Genomic DNA, 20,839 nt, shown 5'->3' with positions numbered 1-20,839 from the left:
AGGAGGATAACCGCGCCCCGGCCGGGAAGCAACGGCAAGTCCGCGGCCGCGGAACCTATTTCGCCAGCGCGGCCCGGATCACGGGTCCCACCGCTTCGTTCCAGATCTTGTAGCCCTCTTCGTTCAGGTGGAGGCCGTCCTCCCGCAGCAGCTCCGGCCGGGCCTTGCCCTCGGCGTTCTCCATGCGCGGCCGGGGATCGATGAAGCCCAGACGGGAATCGGTCTTCGCGAACGCGCGGATGAGCTCGTTGACCCGGCGGCACGCCGGATCCTGGGCGGCCCTCTTAAGATTCGGAAAGAGGGAGATGAAGTAAACGCGCGTTTCGGGAAGCGCCGCGTGAATCTTGCCCACGAGGTCCTTGAACGCGGCCAGAACGTCCTCCGGCGATTTCCCGGCGTTGATGTCGTTGCCCCCGGCGAAGACGACGACCACCCGGGGCTTATAGGGAATCACGATCCGCTCCGCGTAGCGCGCCGCGTCGGCCATCTGGGACCCGCCGAAGCCGCGATTGAGGACCGGGAGATCGGGAAACGCCTCGCGGAGATTCCAGAGGCGGATCGAGGAGCTGCCCACGAAGACGACGCCGCCGGGGGCCGGCGGAGCGGCGCGGTCCTGCGCCTCGAACGCGCGGATGTCGGCTTCCCATCGGTCCTGAAGCGCCAGGGCCAGGACCAGCCCGATCGCGGCTCTCATCATGACAGGTGTCCTCCTGCGTTCGAAACGGTCCCCGAAGGATCTACGCCGGAATCTCCGGCGTCGCCCTTGCCGAGAGCGCTTCTTCGGGCGGGAATGGAGCCGGGCATGGGATTTGAACCCACAACCCCCGCTTTACGAAAGCGGTGCTCTGCCGTTGAGCTAGCCCGGCCCGCGCGGGAGGGCATTAGAATACACCGCGACGGGGATTTTTCAAGGACCGCCGCCCCGCCACGACAACGCCAGCCACGCAACCCCGACGCCCGCGCAGGCCGCCGACGCCGCCCCCAGCGCCCAGCGGTAAAGCCGAAGTCCCCGCTCCGTCCGCGCCGGCGCCGCCCAGCCCAGCGCCGCCGCGAAAAGCGTCATCGCCCCCACCGTCCCCGCCGCGAACCCGGCCAGATACGCCGCCGCCTCTCCTCCGGGCAGCGCGAACCCGGGAATAACTCCCAGAAGGTGCGAAGCCCCCGCCGCGCCGTGCAGCACCCCCACCCCGAACGCCGTGTGGCGGTGAACGTGCGCGCCGGGCGCGTCGTGGTCCTCGCCGGACGCGTGAACGTGGAAGTGAACGTGCTCCTCATCCCCGTGGCGGTGCGCGTGCGCATGAAGCCGCCGGCCCAGGAGACGGCGAAACCCCCACACCCCAAGCGCAATCAGCGTCGCCCCCACGATCCGCTCGCCCCACTCGGAGATCGCCTCCAACGGAAGCGCCAGCCGCATCCCGAACGCCAGGGCGGCCAACGCCCCCCCCCCCTCCGAGTGCCCCAGGCCCCAGCGAACCCCCACCTTCCACGCCTCTCCCCGTGCCCAGAGCGAAAGCGGCGCCAGCGCCGCCAGATGGTCCGGCCCCGTCAAGACATGCGCCGCCCCGGCCAGAACGCCGGCCGCCAGCATCGCGATCCCCGTCATGAGGGCGCCCATCTTACCAGCGCCGCCTCCCCAAGGCAGGAGAAAAGAGCCCTTGACTCGATCGACCCGAGGCGGCGACAATGCCGTTGGTTCCACCGGACCGGACCCAAGGACCCTACTTTAAGGACCCCGCCCGTGAATCCCGCGAAAATCGGCGACACCGTCCAAGTCCATTACGTCGGCCGCCTCGACGACGGCACCGAGTTCGACTCCTCCCGCGATCGCGATCCCATCCAGTTCACGATCGGCAACCACGAGGTCATCCCCGGCTTCGAAAGCGCCGTCGTCGGCATGACTCCGGGAGAAACGAAAACGCAGAAGGTCCCCGCCGCGCAGGCCTATGGACCCTACCGCCCCGAGCGCATCTTCGCCATCGAGCGCGCCGGCTTCCCGCCCGACATCGAGCCGGAACCGGGCCTGCGCCTCCAGGTCACCGACCGGATGACCGGCAAGGCCTTCCCCGTTTCGATCCTCCGGGTCACCGACGATGAGGTGACGCTCGACGCCAACCATCCGCTCGCGGGAAAAGACCTCTCGTTCGAGATCACGCTCGTCTCGATCCGATAGCGCCCTGCCGCGGATTTTGGTAGCATCCCCGGCGGTGCGGGCCTTCCGAATCTTCGCGACCGCGCTTGCGGGCCTCTCCGCCGGATGCTCCTCCCCCGCGCCGGCGGACCCGCCCCCGCTCCGCCTGCGCGAACGCTGGGTCTACGCCCCGTTCGACCTTCGCGAACCGCGCGCCGTCGAGAAACTCGAATCCCTCATGGCCCGCGCCGCCCGCGCGGGCTACAACGCGTTCCTCCTCGAAGACCCCAACTTCGGCAAGCTCCCCCTCATGGACGCCGCCTACTACGCCCACCTCGAACGCGTCAAGCGCGCCGCGGCCGCCCACCGCCTGGACCTCGTCCCCGCGCTCTTCCAGATCGGACACTCCCAGAACCTCCTGGCTCAGGACCCCAACCTCGCCGAAGGGCTTCCTGTCCGCGATGCGCTCTTCGTCGTCCGCGGCGGCACGGCGCGCCTGGAACCCGACCCGCCCGTGGCGCTGCGCCCGCGCTGGGACTGGAAGGATCCGATCGTCGGCGACGACGGAACCGTCCGCGACCCCCGCGGCCGCTACGCCCGCATGGTCCAGAAGGTCGCCGTCCGCCCGTTCCGGCAATACCATGTCTCCGTCCGCGTCCGCACCCGCGAGTTCCGCGGGACCCCCCGCGTTCTCGCCGTGGGCAAGGGCCGCCTCCTGAACTACCGCTTCCTCGGCGTGCGCCCCACCCAGGACTGGACCGAACACCACGCCTTCTTCAACTCCCTGGACAGCTCCGAGGTCCGCCTCTACCTGGGATGCTGGGACGGCGAAACGGGAGAACTGTCCTGGGCCGAGCCCCGCCTGCGCGAAATCGGCCTGTTCAACCTCCTGCGCCGCCCCGGCGCGCCCCTCTCCGTCCGCACCGAGGACGGCCGCCCCCTCGTCGAAGGCCGCGATTTCGAGCCGGTCTCCGACCCCGGCCTCGTCGAAATCCTCGAACGCCGCTCCTACGACGCCTGGCACGACCCCCCCGTCCTGCGCACCGCCCTTCCGGACGGCACGCGCCTTCGCGTCTCCTACTACCACGCCCTCTCCATGCCCGACCACGGACAGACCATGATCTGCCCCTCCGAGCCCAGGACCCTCGAGATCCTGCGCGACCAGGCCCGCCGCCTCCACCGCCTCTTCCGTCCCCGCGCCTTCTTCATGACCCACGACGAAGTCCGAGTCCTCAACTGGGACGAGTCCTGCCGCCGCCGCGCCCTTACCCCCGCCGGCATCCTCGCCGAGAACGTCCGCTCCTGCGTCTCCATCCTCCGCGACATCGACCCGCGCGCGGACATCTACGTCTGGAGCGACATGTGGGATCCCTACCACAACGCCCGCCCCAACTACTGCCTGGTCAACGGCGACCTGACCGGCTCCTGGGAAGGCCTCGATCGCGACGTCATCGTCGCCGACTGGTACTTCGACCGCCGGGAAGAAAGCCTGAGCTGGTTCGCCTCGCGCGGACACCGGACGCTCCTGGCGGCCTACTACGACAAGATGCCCGAACGCGCCCGCGACTGGATCGAAACCGCCCGCCGCACGGGAGGCGCCGTGGGCATCATGTACACGAGCTGGTTCGACAAGTACGAGGATCTCGAAGTCTTCGCGCGCCACGTGGAGGACGCCCTCGCCGCCCGATGAACTCCCGCCGCCTCATCGTCAACGTCGCCACCCACGACTACGTGGCCCTCCAGAAGGAGCTGGCCCGCAACCTCGCCGCCCTCGGATATCCGGCCGAAAGACTCCGCCTCTGGACGGACGAACTTCCCCCGGAAAGCCCGCCCCACGCGGAGGCCCCCTACGCCTTCAAGCTCTTCGCCTTCCGCGAGGCGTTCCACGCCGGCTTCCGCTCGATTCTCTGGGTCGATTCGCCCTGCCGCTTCCTGGAGCCGCCCGACGCGCTTTTCGAACGGATCGAGTGCGAAGGCCACCTCCTCGTGGCGGGCGACGAGCGCCTGGGCCACTGGACCTCCGATCTCTGCCTGGCCGCCTACGGCCTCACCCGCGACGACGCGCTGGGGCTGCCCCTCATGAACGGAAGCCTCATCGGCCTGAACCTCGCCCACCCGCGATCCCGCGCCTGGCTCGAGGAGCTTTTCGACGCGCTGCGCCGGGGCCTTTTCGCCGGACCCTACTTCAGCGAACACGCCCCCGCGTCCCTCCGCGCCCGCAAGCCCCGCAAACCCGTGGGCTTCGTTTCCCCCGACCCTCGCTGCTGGGGACACCGGCACGACGAAGCGATCGGAACCTGCGCCGCGCGGCGCCTGGGCCTTCCTCTCGTCCCCGCCGCCGAAATCTACAGCGCCGTCCGGATCGCCACGTAGACGAGCGCCCCGGCCAGAAGAACCGCCCCGATCACCGCGGCGGCCACCGCCGAACGCTTGAACGCCCGCGACAGGAGCGTCCAGACCGGGTTCGGAGCGCGCGCCACCGCCAGCGGCGCCCGGATCCCCGCCCGCGTCGTCTGTCCCCGCCCGCCCCCACGACGCCGTCCGCGCCGCGACAGAGCCGCCGGGGTCGGAAAAAAGAACGGCCGAAACGGCTCGAACACTTCCTCCTCGAGGAGCGGACGCTCGGGATCGAACGACACGTGATCCAGATCCAGAAGCTTCAGGATCGGGCTCTCCTCCACCCGGCTGGTCAGCGGATGCGGCCGCAGCGTGGAACGCCCCCGTCCCGCCCAGGCGTCCAGCGTCCGCACCAATCCCCGCCTCCGCCGCAGCGCGCGCCGCGAGGCTTCGTCGCCCCGCCCCGTGTGCTCGACGAGCAGGTTCACCCGCGCGCGCCGGATCGCCGCGATCCGCTCCGCCTCCCCGGGCGATTCCGCCTCCCAGCTCACATTGAGCTCCGTGTCGAGCCCCATGCTCCGGTTGTTCGTGTTGGCCGACCCCACGCTCAGGAAACGGTCGTCCACGACCAGCACCTTGGAGTGAATGTAGCGGTCCCGCTCCACGCCGCCCGGTCCCGGCGAGGCGACCCAGTAAATCCCGAGGTCGTGCCCCGTCCGGGCCGCCGCCCGCTTGAGGCCGCGGAAGAGCGAACATTGAAGCGCCCCCATAGAGAACTCTTCCGTCAGCGAGTGCATCCCGCGGGGATAGACCAGCACGATATCGAGCCTGCCGCGCCGCGGGTCCGCCATCCGGCGCAGGAGCGCCTGGTATACGGCGGCGGAGCCGAAGTATTGGCTCTCGATGTAGATCAGCTCCTCCGCGGCGTCGATCGCGTCCACGTAAAGCCGCCGGATCTCGCGGATCGAGGGCTGATCCGGCACGAGCGTCCGGGCCACGGTACGGCTGAGACCCACGGAACCGGGCCCCAGCGCGACGCTGGGACGCGGCTCCTCAACGGGCGCTCCCTCGGCCGGCGGAAGGTCCAGCTCCGGTCCGCCCGCGCTCCTCCAGCGGGCACGGAAGAGCTCCGCCAGCTCCGCCGCCGCCGGGCCTTCCAGATACGCCTGCACCTCGTGGTACGGTCCGTAGTCGGCGCGTCCCGGCTGAAGGCGCGCGGAATCTTCGGCCCGGTGCGCCCGATCGTCCCACCGATCGTGACAGAGGTCCATGGAACCGGCGAACGCCAGCCGGCCGTCGATCACGGCGAACTTCTGATGGTGGCTGGCCCCCACGGCATGCCGGTCGTCGAAGCGGAACCGGAGGCGCCCGTGATCCCCGCGGCTGAAGAGGCGCGCCTGGAACCATTCGCGCTGAAGCATGAATCCCGGGCTGTAGTCCCAGCACAGAAGATAGATCCGCAGCTCCGGAGCGCGCCGGCACAGGCCGTCCAGGAACGGCAGCAGCCGCACGTCCTCGCCGCCGGCCGCCGCGCGGTCCGGCCCGCGCAGAAGCTCCACCGTGCTGTCGAATTGCCATCCCGCCGCCGCAATCGTGCGCCGCGCCCGGCGCGCGGCCTTCCAGAACTCCCGAAAGTACGCGCGCCCGTCCACGAGGAGACCCGAGGCGCGGACGTCCCGCAGGGTCCAGCAGGTCCGGCCCGGCACGAGGATCCGGCGGAAACGGCCCTTCATGACGTCACGGCCTCCACCGCCGGCCGGGCGAAGCGATCCCCCAGAACGCTCAGCAGCACCACCCCCGGTCCGGTGCCCAGAAGCGTTCCCAGGAAAAAGTCCCGAAACCGCACTTCGGAGGCGCCCGCCGCGAGATTCACCAGCCCGTAAGGGGCCGGGATCTTGCGGACCAGGAACACCGCCAGAATCCCGCGGCGGACCACGCGTCCCTCGAAACGCCGGATCCGCTCCCCGAGCAAGCGCCGCAGGCGCTCCCGTCCCAGCCGCCTCCCCACCGCGAAGCTGGCCGACGCGCCGGCCATCGCCCCGGTCAGCGCGTACGCCGCTCCCGGCCAGGCGCCGAACACCATCCCGCACGCAAACGCGAGCGCCAGAAGCGGCACCATCATGAAGCCTCCCGCGATGAAGACCGCCACGGCGAGCGGCCCCGCGTACCATCGCGCCCCCAGCGATCCGGCCCATGCGGAAACGTGCTCCGGCCGGAGCCAGTTCCCCAGCGGCGTCCCTTTCCACACCGCCGCCAGCACGGCCACCGCCAGCGCGAAGATCGCGATCCCCGTCCAGGGATACGGCGGACGCGCCGCGCCGACGACTTGGTCAGATTTCAAGATCCACCACGACGGGAAGATGATCCGACGCCATCCACACGGACCGATCCGACGGCACCTCGACGCCGCGCACCTCGACTTCCGGATCCGCGAAAACCCCGTCCAGCGGCACCAGGGGGAGGAAGCTGGGCCATGTCGCCGGCGGCCGATCCCCCGCGACGGCCCGCAGCGCCCGCGCCAGCCGCCGCCACGCCGGCGATCGCGGCGTCATGTTGAAGTCCCCGCACAGGATGCGCGGCGGACGGCAGTCCGGATGGCCCAGCCATTCTTCCCCCAGGAGAAGGTCCGCCTGAACCCGGCGCTCTCCCCGCGTAAGCCCCAGATGGGCCGTGAGCACCTGCACCGGCCGTCCCCGGGCCCGAACCTCGACCCAGAGCGCGGCCCTCGGCTCCAGCTTCATGCCCAGAAGGGTCGGAAGCGGGCCCGAGCGCACCTTCCGCATCGGAAGCCGGCTGAGAACCGCGGCGCCGAACTCCTCCTCGGCCACCCGCACGGCTCCGTGGAAATGCGCATCCATCTGGAGCGCGTCGGCGATCCGGCGGGGCTGGTCCATGCGGCCGGTCCGCGGCCGGTTCACGTCCAGTTCCTGAAGGCAGGCCACGTCGGGATCGAATCGCGCGAGGATCGCCGCGATCCGCTCGGGCCGGTGGCGGCCGTCGAGCCCGATGCAGCGGTGCACGTTGTAGGTCATCAAGCGGACCGTGGCCATCCCGGCGCGCGGGGGAGGGCCTTTCGAGCCGGCCCGGATCTTCCCTCAAGAGGATCCCCTCGCCCGATCCGCCGTTACGCCGCCGCCCCGTAACAATCCCGGGCTCACCGGATCAGGGGGACCGGTGCGGGTAGGAGGACAGGTCATGAGCATGCGTTCGGGCTTCTGGCGCGCGGCCGGGGCGGGCGCGCTCCTGGCGATCGCCCCCCTGGTCGGGTGCAGCGACGACGACGAGGACGGCGCCCCCGCGGGACCGCCCGGGGCTCCCCCCCCCGCCGCCGGCGCGGGCGAAATCCGGTTCGTCTCTCTCGCGGCCACGGGCTCCGAGAGCGCCGCTTCCGCCGAGGTGCGCGTGGCCCGCGTCGGCGGCACGCGCGGGCGCGTGAGCATCTTCTGGGCCGCCCATCCCGGCAGCGCGGACCCCTCCGACTACGCGTTCGATCCCTCCGCCCCGCATGAAATCGTCTGGGCCGACGGCGAGGGCGGTGAAAAGCCCATCGCCGTCCCGCTCGTCAACGACGCGCTGCCGGAGGGGGACGAGCACTTCTTCGTCTTCCTCGGCTCCCCCTCGGGAGGCGTCACGATCGGGGGTCCCGACGGAGCCACGGTGACGATCCAGGACGACGACGCCGGCCCGGGCGGGGCGTTCCAGTTCCGGCTGAGCCGGCATTTCGTGGACGAGCGCGCGGGCCAGGTGCCGGTGGAGATTTCCCGCTCCGGCGGCGCCGCGGGGGCGGCCACCGTGAACGTGCGGCTCCAGGACCACACCACGACGCCGCCCGACACGTCCTTCGTCTCCCCCCTGACCGTCGCCTTCGCCGACGGCGAAGTCTCCAAGACGATCGCCGTCGAGATCGTCAACGACCCGATCCGGGAAGGCGAGGAGCATTTCACGCTCCATCTGGAATCGCCCTCGCCGGGATCCTTCGTCGGCACGCAGTCGCAGACCCGCGTGGACATCCTGGACAATGACGATCCCGGCACGATCGGCTTCCTCGTGGACGCCGTGTCGGTGCACGAGGGAGCGGCCACGCTCTCCCTGATTGTCCGACGGACGGGCGGAACCCAGGGCGCGGTGACCGTGGAGTTCTCCGGAGTGGACGGCACCGCCCTGGCCGGCTCGGACTATTCGGTGACCCCCGGAACGCTTCGCTGGGAAGACGGCCATTGGGGCGACCGGACGATCACGGTCACCCTCTTCGCCGACGCCGTCCCGGAAGGCTCCGAGACCTTCGACGTCGTTCTATCCTCCCCGACGGGCGGCGCGGTTCTCGGAACGGCTTCCCTCCGGGTGACCGTCACCGAGTAGCTCGACCCTCCGCCTGAGACGCGGGCCCCGCCCCCGGCGTTACACAGGTGAGGACGCCGGGGGCGTCCCCCATAAGGATCCCCATATTCCCGCTTGACAGAAACGGCCCCGTTTCCGAGACTCTCGACCATGCGCGGCGGCGACGCGGAGCTTGAGCCCGAGGCGCTGGAGCGCCTCCGGTCGGCGCGCCGTCTGCGGGAACGGCTGGAGGCGGCGGGCGTGCCGCTGCGCCCCTGGGAGGCTTATGCGCTCGTGTCCTCGGGCCTCCTGCCCCTGCGGACGCTGGCCTGTGCGGGAAGCCGGCCCGACCCGGAGATCGCCGAAGCGCTGCATCGGTTGCGGCTCGAGCGCGCGCCGCGGGTCGAACTTCTCGAGGAGTTCCTCGCTCCCAGCCTCCTTGACCCGGAGGCGATCGAGCGCCGCGAGATCCTGCTGGGATTTGCGGCCTGCTCGCCGGCCGCCCTCGAGGCGGCGGCGCGCTGGGCGGCCGATCCCGCGACCGCCGCGCGCGAAGCGGACGGCCGGCTGCGCGTCATGGAGCGCATCGCCGAACGCTACCGGCGCGCCCTGGCCGGCGAGGGGCCCGAAGCGCCCGCGCCGTCCGCTCCTCCTCCCCCTCCTCCCCCGGCGACGCCCGACCCGGTGCCGACCCTCGAGGAGATGGCGGCTCCCGCCTGGGGGGCCCTGCCGCCGGGAGTGGATCTCGAGCGCCTCCTGGACCTGCGGCTGGTGCGCCGCCTGGCGCGCGTCTTCGAGGCCCAGGGCCGGCGCGTCGAGGACTGGGAGGTTCTTTGTCTGCTTTCGGAGCACCCGCATCAGGCCCGGGCGGCCCTCGAGCGCGCGCTCCTCCTGCATGCGAAGGGCGATCCGGAGGCCCCGCGCGCGCTGGCGACGCTGGACCGCCTGCTCCTGCGCGTGCGGGCCCGTCACGGAGATCTCTTCCTGCGCCTCCAGGATCTGGCCCGCCGGCTCGAGCTGGCCCCCGGCGAACCGGAGGTGCGCGACCTGGCGCTGGGCTTCGTCCTGGCGGCGCCGCGAAGCCGCCGGCGCGCCGAACGCTGGACCCTCGACGTCGAAGGGCACCGGCGTCAGGCCGCGTTCTACCTTGAGCACGTCCTTGAAAGCGCCCGCGCGCACCGGGCGGCGCTGCCGTCGGAGGAGACCGAGCCGGTGCCGTGAACCCCGCGTGCCCGACGCCTGGATGAGGAGGGATGGACATGATCCTCGAATGCGCCTGCGGAAAGATGTACCGGGTCCGCGACGAAGCCGCGGCGAGCGGCTCGCGGTGCCCCGCCTGCAACGGCGAGCTGCGCCCCGCCGCCCCCACGGCCGCCCCCGATCCCCGCGGGCGCGACCTCGAGGCCCGGGCCGCCCGCCTTGAGCGCGACCTCGAACGCGAGCGCGAAGAGCGGCGGCGGCTCGAGGAGAGCCACGCCCGGGCTCTCGCGGAGAAGCAGAAGACGCTGGAGGCTCTGGACGCCAGCCTGGCCTCCTATCGCGGCCGGCTCGAGGAGCTCCAGAAGCAGCTCGAGGCCGCCGAAGCCCGCCGCCTGGCGGACCTGGACGCGTTCCGGGAGCGCGCGCGGGAGCAGGAGGAGAAAAACCGCGCGGCTCTCGAGCGCCTGGCCGAAACCCACCAGCGTTCGCTGGCCGAGCTCAGAGCCGAGATGGAGCGGAGGATCGCGGAGAAGGACCGGGCCCTCTCCGAGGGCCGCCAGCATCTCGACCGCGAGGCGGCGGAGCGGCGGCGCCTGGCGGAAACCCTTTCCCGCCTCCAGGAGGCCGCCGACCGCTCCGTGCGCGAGAAGGACGCCGCGCGGGCCGCGCTCGAGGCCACGCTGTCCACGTACCGGGAAAAGGCCGACGAGCTTCAGAAGCGCCTGGACGAGCTGGAACGCCTGCACCGGTCGGAACTCGAGTCCGCCGCCGGCCGGCTCCGCGCGGCCGAAGGCCTTCTGGCGCGCCTGGACAGCGCCGAGCGCTTGGCCGCGGACCTCGACCACAGCCTGGACGCCATGGAGACGCTCGTCACGGGCCTTCGCGAGCGCGTGCGCCGCCTGCGCGACGGGCTGCGGGTTCCGGCGGACGCCGCCCCGCCGGTCCCGACGTCGGTGGAAAAGCCCGTTCCGGCCGAGGTCGAGGCGATCGTCCCGAGCCGGCCCGAGGGGCCCGCGCCCTCTCCCGCGGGGGCGGCGGCCGAGGCGGTTCCTCTCATCTCGCCGCCGGAATAGGCGCCGGCGGCTTCAGATTTTGATTGCCTCCGGAGCCGCGCCTCATTGTAATCAAGGGGTCCCGCCGGACGTCGGGGCGGCGGGGGGGTTCGAGTCCTTTTTCGGAGTGGACATGTACCAGGACAAGCAGTTGACGTGCGTCGAGTGCGGCACGACGTTCACCTTCACCGCCGCCGAGCAGGAGCGCTACGCGCAGCGCGGGTTCACCAACGAGCCCAAGCGCTGCTCGCCGTGCCGCGCCGCCAAGAAGGCCGCCGGCGGGGGCGGCGGGATGGGCGGAGGCATGGGAGGCGGCATGGGCGGCGGCGCCCGGCGGGAAATGTTCCAGGCGGTTTGCGCGGAGTGCGGCAAGCCCGCCCAGGTCCCGTTTAAGCCCCGCGGCGACCGTCCCGTGTACTGCAGCGATTGCTTCGCCAAGAGGAGATAGGGAGAAACGCCATGCCCAAGAAGGCCGAAAGCGCGTTCATGAAGCCGCTGCAGCCCAGCCCGGCTTTGGCCAAGGTGACCGGGGAGAAACCCCTCCCCCGCAGCGAGGTCGCCAAGAAGCTCTGGGCCTACATCAAGAAGCACGGCCTGCAAGACCAGAAGAACAAGCGCATGATCAACGCCGACGACACCCTCAAGGAGATCTTCGGCGGCAAGAAACAGGTTTCCATGTTCGAGATGACCGCCCTGGTCAGCAAGCATCTCAAATAGCCGGCCCCGGCCCGCTCGGGAAGCCGTTCCCTTTCCCGTGGGATCGAGGGAGATGCTCCGCCTGCAGCCCGGCGGCCGGGAATCTGCGACGGGGGCGGCCCGCGCGCCGTAAGAGAAGAGTGAGGAGGATTTGCTCATGAGAACGCTTGCGCTCGCGACCGCCCTGTGGGGCTGCCTTGCCGCCGCACCGGCCGCCCAGGAAAGCTCCGAGGGAGGCCTGCCGACCGTCCCGGCCGCCGACGCCCAGGCGCTCGAGAAGCTCCGCCAGCTCGGGGCTCTGGCCATGCCCCTGGCCGCCAACACGAACGCCCTCACGGTGGACTTCCGGTCCGCGGCCGATCAGGTCGGAGACGCCGCTTTGGAGGCCCTGGCCCCCGTGGCCGAGCAGGTGGTCTGGTTGAATCTTGCCGCCACGAAGGTCACCGACGCCGGCCTGGCCCGGCTGGCGGGCCTCAAGCACCTCCAGCGGCTCCACCTCGAAAGGACCGGCATCGGAGACGAGGGGCTCGCCCATCTCAAGGGGCTGGCCGACCTGCGGTATCTCAACCTGTACGGCACGAAGGTCTCCGACAAAGGACTCGAACACCTCAAGGGCCTCAAGAAGCTCCGCAGCCTGTTCGTCTGGCAGACCCAGGTCACCGAGGCCGGCGCCGAGGCGCTCGTCAAGGCCGTCCCCGGCCTCTACGTGAACCGCGGGTGGGAAGCCGAACAGGCCAAGCTTCCGCCCCCGCGCGAGGAACCCAAGCCGGAAGCCGGCTCCTCCGCCAAGCCGATCAACGCGAAGTGTCCCCTTTCGGGCAAAGAGGTCAAAGCCGACGCCACATTCCTCTACAAGAATCAGCTCATCGCCTTCTGCTGCGCCAACTGCAAGGCCAAGTTCGAAAAGGAGCCCGAAAAGTTCGTCTCCAAGGTCGAAGGCTTCAAGGACCCGGAGAAAAAGTAACGCCCGCAAACCAAGGGGGGCGTTCCTTCCCCCGGGGAGGGAACGCCCCCCACACTTCGACTTCCGTAACGCCCGATGCCGGTTCCGCCTCTCCCGAAGGAGGGCCTCTTGCTCCGGAGAAGCGGAATCCGATCCCATCATGAGCGAACCGGCCCCGCCCGCGCTTTGCTTTGTCGGACCTGCGGCTCCGGCGGGCCCGGCGTCCCTTCCCGATAACGGACCGCGCCCCTCACGGCTCGGTTATTGAGAAAACCATGTCCGCGTGCGAGGCGAAACCGCGCATCCCGAAGGGGGACGGGCGCCCGCGATTCGCTCTTCGTGATGGACGATCGATTCCCCGAGAGCTTCGTTCCCCACAATGCCGTCCGGCGCCCCGGCCGCCCAGGCCCGGGGCGGCGCCCGAAGGAAAGCGTTCGACCGCCGGACCGGCGGGATTCGGCGGTATAATGGAAGGCGGCGTCACCGCGCCGGGGGCGCGGACGGACCGCCGGTCGTGCGAGGTTCAGCCATGAAGATCAACCCCGAAAAACCCCCCAGCGAGGTCCGCGAACCCGCCGCGCGCGGAGGGGGCCGCGCCGTCGAAATCCTCGACGTCACCAGCAGCGCCTTCGGGAACGGCCAGCGCATGCCCTCCGAACACGCCCGCGACGGAGCCAACCGGTCGCCGTCTCTGAGCTGGACGCGCGTGCCGCGCGGCACGCGGGCCTTCGCCCTCCTCTGCGAGGATCCCGACGCTCCGGGCGAGGAACCCTTCGTCCACTGGCTCATCGCCAACATCCCCGCGGCGATCGACGAACGGCCGTTGACCTCTCTTCCGGAAGGGATCTCCAAGGAAGGCCGCCCGCCCGCACTTCCCGGATCGGTCCAGGGCGCCAACGATTTCGGCGAGATCGGCTACGACGGGCCGGCTCCGCCGCGCGGCCACGGCACGCACCACTACCACTTCCGGCTGTACGCGCTGGACGCCCCCCTCGAACTGGGCCCCGGCTTCCGAAAGCCTCAGCTCCTGCGCGCGCTGGAGGGACACGTCCTGGGAACCGGAGCCCTCATCGGAACCTACAGCCGCTGACGCTCCGCCGCGTCAGAGGTCCAGGATCCGGACCCGCTCGCCCGCCGGCCGATTCAGGTCCACCCATGCGGCCGAACCCTCGGCCAGCTCGCCGGGGTTGACGACCGTGGTGCGGACCACGCGCTCGACGCCGCGCGCCTCCTGAGGCCCTCCCACGGCGCAGAGGTGCGGATGGCCCGTGTGAAGAAGCTCCGACACGATCGGGTTCCCCTCGGTCCCGCCCAGCCGGCCCGTGGGCGGCACCGCCAAAAGAAGCACCTTGAGCGAAGGCTTCGAGTTCCAGAGAGGGCGCAGGAAATACTCCGCCGTCGTGTGCGACTGGCGCACGACGGGCGCGCCGGCGTCCTCCGACGGGGTCAGCTCCCCGCCGATGCCCGCCACCGCCCAATCGCCCTGCGCCAGAAACGAGGCGTGCGCCAGGCGAACCCCCGGGTACTCGACCTCGGCGTTCATGCCCAGGCGCAGAAACGTCCCCAGCGGCGCGTCCGAAGGTCCCGGAATCGCCACCGTCCGCGCCGGCAGGCGTCCTGCCGTCTGGAAGAATCGCTCGAGAAACTCCGCCTCCTCGCGGGAACGTTCCCGCCGCGAGGCGGGCGGAAGAACATCGCCCACGAAGAGGACCGCGTCCGGCCGCCAGCGCCGGACGGCCTCCTCGAGGCGCCGGAGCGCCGCGCCGCGGCCCCGGATCCTCCCCGCAATCAGGAAGCGCCGCACAGCGGAATCTCTCCCGCTTGAGGAGCCGCCGGAGGGATGCCGCGTTACCGGGCCGCGCACTCCGGGCATGCGGGATCCCGCCGCAGGCGCACCGTCCGAAACTCCATCGACCGCAGGTCGCCCACCAGGAGCCGCCCCGCCAGGGGTTCGCCCAGGCCGGAAAGCACCTTGATGGCTTCCATGGCGCCGAGCGTGCCGGCCACCCCCGCCGCGGCCCCGAAGACCGGAAAGCGCCGCTTCCAGCCGGGAGGCTCCTCCGGATAGAGGCACCGAAGGCACGGCGTCCGGCCGGGCAGGATCGTCGTCACCTGAACCTCGAGCGCGTACATGGCGCACTCGACGAGAGGCTTGCCCTGCCGCACCGCTTCGCGGTTGAGGAGAAACCGCTCCCGAAAGAGCGGCGCCGCGTCCACGATGAGGTCCGCCCGCGCCGCCAGACGCGCCGCGTTTTCCTCCCCCACGTTCTCTCCCACCGCCACGATCTCCAGGCGCGGGTTGAGTTCCCGCAGGCGCCGCGCGGCGGACTCCACCCGCGAACGTCCCACACCCTCCGCCGTCATCAGGATCTGCCGGTTGAGATCGCTCGGACGCACCACCCCTTCATGCGCCAGGACGAGCCGTCCCACGCCGGCCGCCGCCAGGTAGTACGCCGCCGCGCCGCCGACGCCCCCCACGCGGGAAACCAGAACGGTCGCACGTCGAAGCGCCTCCTGGCCCCGCTCGCCGAAGCCGGGGATGTCGAGCTGCCACTCGTAGATCGCCCGATCGTCGGGTCCCATCCCCGCTCTCCCCTACCCGCCCGAAATCGGCGTGGAAACCCACACGGTCTGTCCGTCCGAAAGCGCATCCCCCGGCCGCGCCTGCTCGTCTCCCACCGCCACCAGCACCGAGGGATGGAGCGTCCCGTCCGGCCGCAGGAGCAGCGCCCGGAGCCGGTCCCCGTGGCGCTCGGCCAAATGGGTCAGGAGACGCGCGACCGTGGCGGGGCCCGGAAGATCCACCACTTCTCCTTCCCGCCCGGCCGCCTCGCGAGCCTGGGCCCCGTACCGCACCGTCAGCTTCATGCGGACGCCTCCTCCCGTTCCAGCGCCTCCCGCCCCATCGGCCTCACGCGCCCGGCCTCCAGGACGAACAGCCGGTCTCCCAGCCGCAGCGCCTCCCTCCGGCTGTGCGTGACGTGAAGCGTCGTCACGCCCATCCCGCGGCGGACCTCCTCGAGAAGAGCGAACATCTCCTCCCGCGTCTCCTCGTCGAGCGCCGTCAGAGGCTCGTCCAGGATCAGAACCCGCGGCGCCGCCGCCAGCGCGCGGCCCAGCGCCACCCGCTGCGCCTCGCCGCCGCTCAGTCCCGCCGGCCGGCGGTCGAGCAGCCTTTCCAGACCGAGCCGCCCCGCCAGCTCGACCACGCGGCGGTCGATCTCGACCTCCGGCCTCCCGCGAAGCCGCAGCGCGAAGGCCAAGTGCTCCCGAACCGTGAAGGTCGAAAAGAGCGCCCGATCCTGGGGCACGTACCCCACGCCCCGCTCCGCGGGAGGAAGCCCCGTCACGTCGCGCCCCCCCAGGACGATCCTTCCGGCTTCCGGCCGCCGCAGACCGCAGATCGTTTCCAGAAGCGTCGTCTTTCCGCCGCCGGTGCGGCCCATGAGAACCCCGTAGCCCCCTTCCGGAACCTCGAGATTCACGCCCTCCAGGAGAAACGCTCCGGCCCGGACGCGCAGCCCCTCCACCGAAATCACGGGCGCATCCCCCGGGCGAACATCCCCTCGGCCCCGAGGCGGCGCACCCACACGATGACCGCGAGCGAGACGACCACCATGAAAAGCGATACGGCCACCGCGCGGTTGAGCTCCCCGATCGAAAGCTCCAGGAAAACCGTGGTCGACAGCACCTCCGTCCGAAGGCGCGTGGCGCCCGCGAAGACGAGAACCGGCCCGAACTCCCCGAACGAACGCGCCCATGCCAGCGTCGCCGCCGCCAGGATCCCCCGACGGGCTTCCCGCAGGGCCACCTTCCGGAACGCCTGCGCCCGCGTGCAGCCCAGGGTCATGGCCACCTGCTCCGCCCGCGGGCTGATCTCCTCGAAGGTCACCCGCAGCGTCCGCACCGCGAAGGCCGCCGCCACCGCGAACTGCGCCAGAATGACGCTCGGCACCGAGTAGGCCACCCCGGGCACCGCCCGGAAGAGAATAAGCAGGCTCAGCCCCACAACGAGCGGCGGAAGCACCACCGGAATGTCCACGATGGCGTCCACCCAGCGCTTGCCCGGAAACGACGTCCGCGCCAAAAGATAACCCAGCGGGATGCCCACCGCCAGCGACGCCGCGGCGCTGGCGGTCGAGGAAACCAGGCTCAGGATCGTCGCGTACCGGATCTCCGGGCTCCGAAAGACCGCGCCGAGATCGCCCCACCGGATGAAGGCCGCGTCCGCCGCGATCATCGCCCCGACGAGCACGACGTACGATCCGCCCAGGAGACTCAGCCCGATCCAGAAGGGGCGCTCGCCGTTCATCGGCCCCGGATTCTCCCCGCCCCCCACGCCGCCCCCGTCAGGAGCGCCACGATCCCGGCGCCCATCGCCGCCCCCCAGGGGCTGCCGGCCGGCTCCGCCGCCGGCGCGGCGCCCTGCGCGCCCTCGGCCGGCTTGAGAAGCGGCGCCCCTTCTTCGATCACCTCCAGGCCGCACAGGAGGGGACGCCCTTCCCGCGCCCGGAACTCCACCGCAAGCTCCCGCGCCGCCTTCACGCCGCGAAACTCCCGCACCACGCCCCGGCGGGGCCCTCCGGCCTCGCGAACCACGTCGAACCCGGCCAGCGCCGGCCGTCCCTGCAGCGCCACGTCGAAGATCCGCTCGCCGGGCGCCCGGTCCCCGGGCTCCGCAAAGAAAAGCCGGACCGTGTAAGGACGCTCCTCCCGGGCGGCCGGGTCGAGCGTGACCGTCACGGACTCCAGGCCCTCCAGGCCGGAAGCGACCACCCAGGCGGGACCCTCGCCCCCCATCGCGGAAGAATGCCGGCGGAAGGAAGACGCCTCCTCGGGCTCAACGCGCACCTGGACGGCCGGGGACTTCCCCGCCACGGAGGGCCACTCCAGCCAGAGGGTCCCGTCGTCCGCCTTCCGGTCGCCGGGAGCTCCGAAGTTCAACCCCAGCCGCCTCACGCGTCCGCGCAGGTCGGTCGAACCGAAGAACGTCCACATTTCGTTCTCCGGCATCGGCACGAGCGCGAGAGACCCCTGGTTCTGGTAGCTGCAGGTGCAGGTGCGCGTGTAGTCGGGCGCGACGAGAAGCCCGCCGGCCACGACGAGGTTGTTCGTGCAGCCGGAGCGGAATCCGCCCAGATTCCCCGTGCCGCCGTCGCGCGCCAGATCGAAATACCCCGCGGCTCCCGACCGGAAGGTCAGCAGGTGCTCCGAGGCCATCGGCGTGTTGCACCCGTAGTTGCGCGTCCACGTCCAGGGGACGCTTTCGAGCGTCACCGGATGAACCCGCTTCAGCGGCTCGCCCGTCCGCAGATCGCACGCGCGATCGGCCATGAACACCGTACCCCCGCGGATCATGGCGGGACCCGAATATTCCCTCCGTTCCCACAGCACCCGGCCGTCCGCCCCGCGGCGGGCGCGCATCCCGCGCGGCTCGTCCTTGAGCGTATCGCGCGCCACGCGGCCGGCTTCGACAAGAACGTCGTGCTCCTCCGAGTAACTCAGCCACGTGCCGAAAACCTTCTCTTCCGTCTCCCAGAGCACGCGCCCCGTCGCCAGGTCGAAGACCACGAGGCGCGGCGGCGGAGGCTCGGGCGCTCCGTCCCTCTTCAGGCGCGCCGCCTGCATTCCGGAAAGACGGTCGATCGCGTAGAGCCGCCCGCCTCCGGCGCAGACGGCGTTGTGCCGGAATCCGCTGCGCGCCTCGGCGGTCCAGAGCGGCTTTCCCGTAAACCGGTCCAGGACCGCGAGGCGGCGGCTGGACGACATCGCGTCCTGGTCGCCCAGCGCATGCAGAAGCCGGCGCATGAAAAGGTCGTCATCGTCGTCGTCGGGATCGTCCCCTCCCTCGGGCGTCTTCCCGCGGAGCGCCTCATGGCCGCCCAGAGGCTCCGCCCCCCCGATGAGGTAATCGCCGACGACGTTAATGTAGCCCCAGAGAGGCGGATCCTTGGCGTGGGGGCCGGGAGGGAGCGTGAACTCGCCGATCCGGGCGCCGGTCGCCGGATCGAGCTTCACGCAGGATCTCCCGTACGCCACGTAGATCCCGTCGCGGGTCGAGATGAAGTTCGTACCGCTGGCGTTGGCTCCGGGCTGGTGAAGGGTGTTGTCGAAGAACTTTCCCACGCCGGGGAGCGGCGCTTCCCAGAGCAGGCGGCCCGTGTAGATGTCCAGCGCGCGGAGTTTGTCCACGCCCTCGATCAGAAGCCGTCCCTCGATCACCTGCGGCTGGGGGCCGTGCCCGTGCCGGGGGAGGATCCCCTCGTTCGACGGCCCGCCGAACCAGAGAAGCCCCAGCGGCGCCTTCACGATCCGATCGCGGGAAACCCGCGTGTTGGCCGCATCGGCATGCTCGTGCGTCCAGTCGGCCGCGCCGGGCAGGGGGCCGCGAACGAAGATCCGCCGGCCCTCCGCTTCCCGCTCCCGAAGCTCGCCCGTCCGCACGAAGCGCGAGAACGCTTCGGCGGCCGGCGCGTCCGCCGGGAAGGAGGCCGTTCCGCCATAGGGACGCAGGAGGCGGAAAAGCGCTTCGGCGAAGCGACCGTCGATCGCCGTTCCCGCAGCGAGGGCCTCGTCGGCCACCGCCAGATCCGCCCCGTAAGGCGGCCAGGGAAACTCGCAAGGATCGCCCACATGGGCCTCGACCCGATCGCCGTAGAGTCCCGCCGCCGCCAGACGCCCGCGGAAGGCGGCGACGCGGACGGGATCGGGATCCACCGCAAGGATGCGAAGGCCGCTTTGCCGCACGAGTTCCACGACGAGATCGCCGTCGCCCAGCCCCCACACGGCCGCATACCCCTCGCGGACGCCGGCTCCCTGAAGAATCCGGCGGGCGCGATCGCCGGCGGGCGTTTCTCCGAGCGGCTCCGCCCTCCAAGGATGGACCGCGGGCGGCCGGTTTTCCGCGCCGAAGCAATAGATCCTTCCCTCCTTCGTCGCGGCGAACAGGCGCCCGCCGGCGGCGGCGAGGGACAGCGGGGCTCCTTCGATCGGCGCCTCCCAGACGCGGCGTTCGGGGTCCTCGAGATCGACCGCGTAGAGACGACCCTCCGTTCCCGCATAGAGGCGCGGCCCGGCCCGGAGAAGGGCCTCCACCCGCGGGCCGTCGAATTCGTCGGGCCGTTCCAGGCGCGCCCGGGCACGCCGCACCGTCCGCCCCCGGCGGTCTTTCGTCTCGACGATTTCGATCGCGGAAGGAAGGGCCAGGCGGCGCAACCCTTCCTTGCGGTCCGCCCACCAGACGTCGCCGTCCGCCGCGACGAGAGGTCTTCCCAGATCGGCCACCCAGAGACCGCTTTCGCGGTCGAACATCGAGCCGCCGCAGAAATACACCCGCCCGGCGGCGGTCACGTCGAATCCCCCCTTGCGGTTGCCCTCGGCGAGGCGAAAGTGGACCAGCCGGCCGGTGCGCCGGTCGTAGCAGGCCGGAACCGAACGTCCGCCGGGGACGAGGAGCCATTCCCCGGAGACCGCCAGCGGCCCCTGGGGCGCCACGCCCGCGAAGGCATCGGCGTTGTGCGGCTGGGGGATATAGAGCGCGCCGTCGCCGTCGTTGGTCCAGAGCACCCGGCCCGTGCGGGCGTCCACGGCATGCAGAAAGGTGCCCATGAACGGCCAGATGCCGGCGGCGAAGTAGACCACGCCGTCGGCGACCACGGGGGCGCCCCGGGCCGGCCACGAGGACACCAGCCGCTCGTGTCCGAGAACCCGGCGATCGGACGGCCCGCCGCGCACGCTCCAGAGGAGGGCGCCGCGTTCGGCGTCCAGGCATCGGAGCCGGCCGTCGTCGGAAACGAAATAGACGCGCCCTTCCCAGACGGCGGCCGGAAACCGCACGGGTCCGTCGGCGAAGAAGCTCCATCGGAGCGCGCCGGTGCGGACGTCGAAGGCGAAAAGCCGGTCCGTGCGGGAGGAACCCACGAAAAGGGTGCCTCCGGCCACAACGGGCTCATCGACGGCGTCGAAGGGCAGGCGCGTCTGATCGGGCCAGGCGGGTCGAGGCGGCGGAAGTTCGCGGACCCACTGAAGGCGCAGGGGATGGGGCAGCGCGGCGGGAGAGCTTCCGGTGCGCTCCGGATCCCGGCGCCACATCGGCCAGTCGTCGTCCCCCTGAGCGACCGGACCCGCCAGGGGAACAAGCGCGAGAAGCAGCGTCCGCACGCGCCC

At 71.2% G+C, this 20,839-nt stretch carries 21 protein-coding genes and 1 tRNA gene; 10 read left to right on the top strand and 12 right to left on the bottom strand.

The genetic code is table 11. The features are described 5' to 3' along the window. Positions 1-55: 55 nt before the first annotated feature. The 3 genes from VNO22_17390 to VNO22_17380 all read right to left on the bottom strand — a co-directional run bounded on the left by VNO22_17390 (position 56) and on the right by VNO22_17380 (position 1,603). Positions 56-697 carry a GDSL-type esterase/lipase family protein gene (locus VNO22_17390; GenBank protein HXG63148.1) on the bottom strand — a complete coding sequence of 214 codons (642 nt, stop codon included), beginning with the start codon at positions 695-697 and terminating at the stop codon, positions 56-58. 94 nt (positions 698-791) lie between these two features. Continuing rightward, positions 792-866 (bottom strand) — tRNA-Thr (locus VNO22_17385). A 41-nt stretch (positions 867-907) separates the two neighbouring features. Next, a complete protein-coding gene (locus VNO22_17380) occupies positions 908-1,603 on the bottom strand; it encodes a nickel transporter (GenBank protein ID HXG63147.1) in 696 nt (231 codons plus the stop codon). A 135-nt stretch (positions 1,604-1,738) separates the two neighbouring features. Here VNO22_17380 and VNO22_17375 point away from each other — a divergent pair, with 135 nt between their 5' ends. From VNO22_17375 to VNO22_17365, 3 genes are read left to right on the top strand one after another with little or no spacing between them, the layout of a single operon-like run. Then, complete coding sequence (locus tag VNO22_17375) at positions 1,739-2,170, top strand: peptidylprolyl isomerase (protein HXG63146.1); 432 nt, start codon at positions 1,739-1,741, stop codon at positions 2,168-2,170. Between the two features lie 34 nt (positions 2,171-2,204). Continuing rightward, positions 2,205-3,818, top strand: a complete 1,614-nt coding sequence (locus tag VNO22_17370) for a hypothetical protein (GenBank protein ID HXG63145.1) — start codon at positions 2,205-2,207, stop codon at positions 3,816-3,818. Then, positions 3,815-4,501: a hypothetical protein gene (locus tag VNO22_17365; GenBank protein HXG63144.1), complete on the top strand. Its 687-nt coding sequence runs from the start codon at positions 3,815-3,817 to the stop codon at positions 4,499-4,501. Before VNO22_17370 ends, VNO22_17365 begins: the two co-directional genes overlap by 4 nt. Here the strand turns inward: VNO22_17365 and VNO22_17360 are convergent. The 3 genes from VNO22_17360 to VNO22_17350 are packed head-to-tail and all read right to left on the bottom strand — an operon-like array spanning position 4,474 to position 7,497. Beyond that, complete coding sequence (locus tag VNO22_17360; protein ID HXG63143.1) at positions 4,474-6,198, bottom strand: phospholipase D-like domain-containing protein; 1,725 nt, start codon at positions 6,196-6,198, stop codon at positions 4,474-4,476. The genes VNO22_17365 and VNO22_17360 overlap by 28 nt on opposite strands. Continuing rightward, positions 6,195-6,806, bottom strand: coding sequence for a VTT domain-containing protein (locus VNO22_17355; protein ID HXG63142.1), 612 nt, complete (start codon positions 6,804-6,806; stop codon positions 6,195-6,197). Before VNO22_17355 ends, VNO22_17360 begins: the two co-directional genes overlap by 4 nt. Then, on the bottom strand, positions 6,796-7,497 hold the full coding sequence (locus tag VNO22_17350) for an endonuclease/exonuclease/phosphatase family protein (protein ID HXG63141.1): 702 nt from the start codon (positions 7,495-7,497) through the stop codon (positions 6,796-6,798). The genes VNO22_17355 and VNO22_17350 overlap by 11 nt, the downstream gene beginning before the upstream one ends. 163 nt (positions 7,498-7,660) lie before the next feature. On the opposite strand from VNO22_17350, the gene VNO22_17345 reads away from it, so the two are divergent. The 7 genes from VNO22_17345 to VNO22_17315 all read left to right on the top strand — a co-directional run bounded on the left by VNO22_17345 (position 7,661) and on the right by VNO22_17315 (position 13,763). Beyond that, positions 7,661-8,824 (top strand): Calx-beta domain-containing protein, encoded by a 1,164-nt coding sequence (locus VNO22_17345; protein HXG63140.1) that lies wholly within the window; start codon positions 7,661-7,663, stop codon positions 8,822-8,824. Positions 8,825-8,953: 129 nt separating this feature from the next. Then, on the top strand, positions 8,954-10,003 hold the full coding sequence (locus tag VNO22_17340) for a hypothetical protein (GenBank protein HXG63139.1): 1,050 nt from the start codon (positions 8,954-8,956) through the stop codon (positions 10,001-10,003). A 38-nt stretch (positions 10,004-10,041) separates the two neighbouring features. After that, the gene (locus VNO22_17335; GenBank protein ID HXG63138.1) at positions 10,042-11,055 is read left to right on the top strand and encodes a hypothetical protein; all 1,014 of its coding nucleotides are present in this window, start codon (positions 10,042-10,044) and stop codon (positions 11,053-11,055) included. A gap of 112 nt (positions 11,056-11,167) precedes the next feature. After that, a complete protein-coding gene (locus tag VNO22_17330) occupies positions 11,168-11,482 on the top strand; it encodes a CxxC-x17-CxxC domain-containing protein (protein HXG63137.1) in 315 nt (104 codons plus the stop codon). Between the two features lie 11 nt (positions 11,483-11,493). After that, complete coding sequence (locus tag VNO22_17325; GenBank protein ID HXG63136.1) at positions 11,494-11,751, top strand: SWIB/MDM2 domain-containing protein; 258 nt, start codon at positions 11,494-11,496, stop codon at positions 11,749-11,751. A 136-nt stretch (positions 11,752-11,887) separates the two neighbouring features. Beyond that, positions 11,888-12,694 (top strand): hypothetical protein, encoded by an 807-nt coding sequence (locus tag VNO22_17320; GenBank protein HXG63135.1) that lies wholly within the window; start codon positions 11,888-11,890, stop codon positions 12,692-12,694. Between the two features lie 508 nt (positions 12,695-13,202). Then, positions 13,203-13,763, top strand: coding sequence for a YbhB/YbcL family Raf kinase inhibitor-like protein (locus VNO22_17315; GenBank protein HXG63134.1), 561 nt, complete (start codon positions 13,203-13,205; stop codon positions 13,761-13,763). A 12-nt stretch (positions 13,764-13,775) separates the two neighbouring features. On the opposite strand, the gene VNO22_17310 is transcribed toward VNO22_17315, so the two are convergent. The 6 genes from VNO22_17310 to VNO22_17285 are packed head-to-tail and all read right to left on the bottom strand — an operon-like array spanning position 13,776 to position 20,833. Next, positions 13,776-14,477, bottom strand: a complete 702-nt coding sequence (locus tag VNO22_17310) for a hypothetical protein (GenBank protein ID HXG63133.1) — start codon at positions 14,475-14,477, stop codon at positions 13,776-13,778. Between the two features lie 44 nt (positions 14,478-14,521). Further along, positions 14,522-15,256 (bottom strand): HesA/MoeB/ThiF family protein, encoded by a 735-nt coding sequence (locus VNO22_17305; GenBank protein ID HXG63132.1) that lies wholly within the window; start codon positions 15,254-15,256, stop codon positions 14,522-14,524. Positions 15,257-15,268: 12 nt separating this feature from the next. Continuing rightward, the gene (locus tag VNO22_17300; protein HXG63131.1) at positions 15,269-15,541 is read right to left on the bottom strand and encodes a MoaD/ThiS family protein; all 273 of its coding nucleotides are present in this window, start codon (positions 15,539-15,541) and stop codon (positions 15,269-15,271) included. After that, positions 15,538-16,212: an ATP-binding cassette domain-containing protein gene (locus VNO22_17295; GenBank protein HXG63130.1), complete on the bottom strand. Its 675-nt coding sequence runs from the start codon at positions 16,210-16,212 to the stop codon at positions 15,538-15,540. The genes VNO22_17300 and VNO22_17295 overlap by 4 nt, the downstream gene beginning before the upstream one ends. Then, a complete protein-coding gene (locus VNO22_17290) occupies positions 16,209-16,985 on the bottom strand; it encodes an ABC transporter permease (protein HXG63129.1) in 777 nt (258 codons plus the stop codon). The genes VNO22_17295 and VNO22_17290 overlap by 4 nt, the downstream gene beginning before the upstream one ends. Beyond that, positions 16,982-20,833 carry a PQQ-binding-like beta-propeller repeat protein gene (locus VNO22_17285; protein HXG63128.1) on the bottom strand — a complete coding sequence of 1,284 codons (3,852 nt, stop codon included), beginning with the start codon at positions 20,831-20,833 and terminating at the stop codon, positions 16,982-16,984. Before VNO22_17285 ends, VNO22_17290 begins: the two co-directional genes overlap by 4 nt. Between the last annotated feature and the right edge of the window lie 6 nt (positions 20,834-20,839).

It is taken from the genome of Planctomycetota bacterium (genome assembly GCA_035574235.1).
Lineage (GTDB): Bacteria > Planctomycetota > MHYJ01 > MHYJ01 > JACPRB01 > DATLZA01.
Note: the sequence above shows the minus strand (reverse complement) of the source record. Positions and strands in the feature narration are given on the sequence as shown.

Coding starts and splice junctions, on each gene's coding strand:
- VNO22_17350 (HXG63141.1), bottom strand. CDS start 7,497: ATGACCTACAACGTGCACCGCTGCATCGGGCTCGACGGCCGCCACCGG.
- VNO22_17315 (HXG63134.1), top strand. CDS start 13,203: ATGAAGATCAACCCCGAAAAACCCCCCAGCGAGGTCCGCGAACCCGCC.
- VNO22_17335 (HXG63138.1), top strand. CDS start 10,042: ATGATCCTCGAATGCGCCTGCGGAAAGATGTACCGGGTCCGCGACGAA.
- VNO22_17360 (HXG63143.1), bottom strand. CDS start 6,198: ATGAAGGGCCGTTTCCGCCGGATCCTCGTGCCGGGCCGGACCTGCTGG.
- VNO22_17305 (HXG63132.1), bottom strand. CDS start 15,256: ATGGGACCCGACGATCGGGCGATCTACGAGTGGCAGCTCGACATCCCC.
- VNO22_17380 (HXG63147.1), bottom strand. CDS start 1,603: ATGACGGGGATCGCGATGCTGGCGGCCGGCGTTCTGGCCGGGGCGGCG.
- VNO22_17325 (HXG63136.1), top strand. CDS start 11,494: ATGCCCAAGAAGGCCGAAAGCGCGTTCATGAAGCCGCTGCAGCCCAGC.
- VNO22_17290 (HXG63129.1), bottom strand. CDS start 16,985: ATGAACGGCGAGCGCCCCTTCTGGATCGGGCTGAGTCTCCTGGGCGGA.
- VNO22_17340 (HXG63139.1), top strand. CDS start 8,954: ATGCGCGGCGGCGACGCGGAGCTTGAGCCCGAGGCGCTGGAGCGCCTC.
- VNO22_17365 (HXG63144.1), top strand. CDS start 3,815: ATGAACTCCCGCCGCCTCATCGTCAACGTCGCCACCCACGACTACGTG.
- VNO22_17320 (HXG63135.1), top strand. CDS start 11,888: ATGAGAACGCTTGCGCTCGCGACCGCCCTGTGGGGCTGCCTTGCCGCC.
- VNO22_17345 (HXG63140.1), top strand. CDS start 7,661: ATGAGCATGCGTTCGGGCTTCTGGCGCGCGGCCGGGGCGGGCGCGCTC.
- VNO22_17330 (HXG63137.1), top strand. CDS start 11,168: ATGTACCAGGACAAGCAGTTGACGTGCGTCGAGTGCGGCACGACGTTC.
- VNO22_17390 (HXG63148.1), bottom strand. CDS start 697: ATGATGAGAGCCGCGATCGGGCTGGTCCTGGCCCTGGCGCTTCAGGAC.
- VNO22_17300 (HXG63131.1), bottom strand. CDS start 15,541: ATGAAGCTGACGGTGCGGTACGGGGCCCAGGCTCGCGAGGCGGCCGGG.